At 63.3% G+C, this 2,986-nt stretch carries 3 protein-coding genes; all 3 read right to left on the reverse strand.

Going from position 1 to position 2,986, the window contains the following annotated elements:
- Positions 1-89: 89 nt before the first annotated feature.
- Complete coding sequence (locus tag WBR57_RS28250) at positions 90-857, reverse strand: FadR/GntR family transcriptional regulator (RefSeq protein WP_424088551.1); 768 nt, start codon at positions 855-857, stop codon at positions 90-92.
- 107 nt (positions 858-964) lie between these two features.
- Positions 965-1,726 (reverse strand): alpha/beta hydrolase, encoded by a 762-nt coding sequence (locus WBR57_RS28255; protein ID WP_424088553.1) that lies wholly within the window; start codon positions 1,724-1,726, stop codon positions 965-967.
- A gap of 102 nt (positions 1,727-1,828) precedes the next feature.
- On the reverse strand, positions 1,829-2,986 hold a 1,158-nt coding region (locus WBR57_RS28260), incomplete at its 5' end, for an efflux transporter outer membrane subunit (RefSeq protein ID WP_424088555.1).

The raw sequence follows: 2,986 nt of genomic DNA on the forward strand, positions 1-2,986 counted from the left end.
CGCGAAGGCAGTGCATCAGTCACCGGATGCTTGGCTGACCCACCGCCTTCGCGAGCAAGCCCGCTCCCACCTTGGGTCTGTGGTGTTTTTCAAGAGTGATCGAACTCCAGCAAAAAGTGCGGGCTGACCTGGCCTTCCAGCGCGGCCATATGGTGTTCGGCATCGCACATGTGTTCATGCATCAAGCTGCGCACGGCGCGTTCATCGCCGGCGCGAAACGCGATCAGCAGCTGTTTGTGATAGTCGAGGTTGGCCGCGTCGAACTGCTTGCGCTTGGGCTTGTAGGCTTTTTTCAGCACCACCAGGTCACGCAGCAGGTCGTTGAGAAATTGCGCCATAAAACTCAGCAACGGGTTGGGGCAGGCCTTGGCGAGCAGGTTGTGGAACTCCAGTTCCGCCAGGCGTTGCTCGCGCTGGCCGGCTTCGCTGTCTTCCGGGGCGCTGCACAGCTCCACATTGTCCTGCAAGGCCTGGTAGTCGTCTTCGCTCAAACGCCCAAGCACCGACACCGCCAGTTCCACTTCAATCACCTTGCGCAGCTGGTACACCTGTTCACCGTCCAGGTGCTGGAAGTGCAGGTAGTTGCGCAGGGCACGGCTGGCGGGTTCGGTGCCGGCCTGGTTCAGGTAGGCACCGCCGCTGGGGCCGGTGCGCGTGTTCACCAGGCCTTCGACCTCCAGCGCCTTGAGCGCCTCGCGGGCCGAGCCCTTGGAGCACTGGAAGCTTTCCATCAGCTCGCGCTCGGTGGGCAGGCGGTCGCCGGGCTTCAGCGCATCGGTGACGATGGAGCGCTTGACCGACTCGACAATCACATCGGACAGCTTCTGGCGTTTGCGTCGTAGCGGGCGGCTTAGCATGGGTTCGATTTATCGTATTAATGCGGATAAATAGCACTTAATAGCGATTGGACCGGAGCGTCAACGCAGGGTGTCGTTTTCGGCGTGAAGAGGTCGCAATCGGGTGTTTATTCCCAACCGCCGAGGTCCAGGCAGCGCGTGGAAGACGGTGGCTGTTTGCCGTACACCAGAAAGTCACCGACCCAGCGGTTGACGCAGCCGGCTCCCACCGAAGGCGATTGCGCCGACTCTTTGAGCAGCAATTGCTCGACGTTGGTATCGGCCGGCGCGTCGCGCCCAAGGTTGACCAGGACCATGCGTGCGACGTGTTCGGAAAACAGCGCCGCGTACCGGCTGCCAAGCCTGGCCGCGTCCGCGTTACCGAGGTAGTTGAGCCGTGCCTCGCCGAGTTGCGCGCGCACAAATTCCATGTCTTGTGCCGCCAGCTCGATACCCCGGTCCTGGCTCAGGTCGCGCGGGCTCAGTTCGATGGCGTCATAGCGGTCGACGAGTGTGCGATAGGCCGGGGTCGCGAAGGACTTCCAGCGGCTGACCAAGTGCAGGACTGAGGTTGCGCCTTGAACACTTTCTGGCTCGCCGGCCTGGATAAACAACACACCCACGCGATTGAGCGGGTCACGGGCGCCGACCCGGGTCACGGCCAGGCGCACGCTGCCACGCTTGGGCGCAGCATAGTCGCGAGGTACGTTCACGCTGCCGCACTGGGTCCGCTCAAGCACTTCGTGGTCCGGCTGTGCGAAGGCAGGGAAGGGGCAGTCGAGCAACCAGTCAATCGCGGTGGGCGCAATCAAGGGTTCGGCAAGGGCCAGGCTGGCCGCCAGCCCGATGTAGCCGCACATCAGGCTTTTTACAAGAGCGCTGGGTTTCATCACGAGGCACCGGGCAACCGTTCAGGGACGGCTTTTTACCAAGTACCAGGGGTCTACGAATGTAGGATTTTCAGACGTGATGCGTACGCATTCGGATTTTTGTTATGGGATTTCTTTACCCCAGCCACCGCCCATTGCCTTGTACAGGGCGATGCTGGCTTGCAGTCGCGACAAGCGCAGTTGCACGTTCATGTCCTGGGCCGCATACAGCGTGCGCTGGGTTTCGAGCACGGTCAGCAGGTCTTCGGCGCCCGCCTGGTAACGGCTCTCGGCGATCTGGAAGGCGCTTTGGGCTTGTTGCAATTCCTCGGTCTGCCACTCGCGCTGCTCGTCCAGGCGCGTGATGCTGCTGAGGGCTTTTTCCACATCGGCAAAGCCGTTGATGATCGCGCCGCGGTAGGTCTGGAGCAGTTCGTCCTGGCGCGCGCGGGCCTTGTCGCGCTCGGCACTTAAACGGCTATTGTTGAAGATCGGCCCTACCAGCCCGGCGGTCAGCGTGTAGTAAGGGCTGCGCAGGATTTCCATGGCTTTGTAGGCGTCCGAGCCCAAGGTGGCCCCCAGGGTCAACTTAGGCAGCATGGCGGCTCGTGCCACGGTGACGTCCGCTTGCGCCGCGGCCAGCTCGGCCTCGGCCTTGGCGATGTCGGGGCGACGGCTGAGCAATTGGCTGGGCAGGCCGGCGCCAATGGTCGGCCAGGTCAGCGCCTGGAAAGGTTCGTTACCCAGGTCCAGCGCTTGCACCGGCTGGCCGAGGAGGGCGGCCAGGGTGATCTGCGATTCTTCGGCCAATTGCTGGATCAGCGGCAGCTGGCGTTGCTGGCTGGCCACCAGGCTTTTCTGCTGGGCCAGTTCCAGGGCGGTGGCGGAGCCCGCGTCATAACGGGTTTGCACCAGGTCGAGGACGTTGCGCGCATTGGCCAGGTTCAGCTCGGCGATCTGCTGGCGTTGACGCGCCGCGAGGGTTTGCGCGTAACGGTCGGCCACATTGCCGAGCAAGGTCAGCTCCACGGTTGCCTGGTCGAACTCGCTGGCCTGAAGGCTGTACGCGGCGCTGTCGCGGGCGGCTGCGCGGCCACCCCAGAAGTCCACTTCATAACTGGCGGTAAGGTCGGCACCGAAGTTGTCGACCACATCATCGCTCTGCGACGCATCCAGGTTCGGCCCGCCGCTGCCACGCAACAAGCGCTGGCGGCTGGTCGCGAGGTTGAAATTCACTTCGGGCCGCAGCGGCGCCCCTGCGATCACCGCGCTGGCCTGGGC

This window comes from Pseudomonas sp. (assembly GCF_049590575.1).
Classification (GTDB): Bacteria; Pseudomonadota; Gammaproteobacteria; order Pseudomonadales; family Pseudomonadaceae; genus Aquipseudomonas.

What these genes read in the sequence shown, in the direction of transcription:
- WBR57_RS28250 (WP_424088551.1), bottom strand. Translation starts at nt 857, where the DNA reads ATGCTAAGCCGCCCGCTACGACGCAAACGCCAGAAGCTGTCCGATGTG.
- WBR57_RS28255 (WP_424088553.1), bottom strand. Translation starts at nt 1,726, where the DNA reads ATGAAACCCAGCGCTCTTGTAAAAAGCCTGATGTGCGGCTACATCGGG.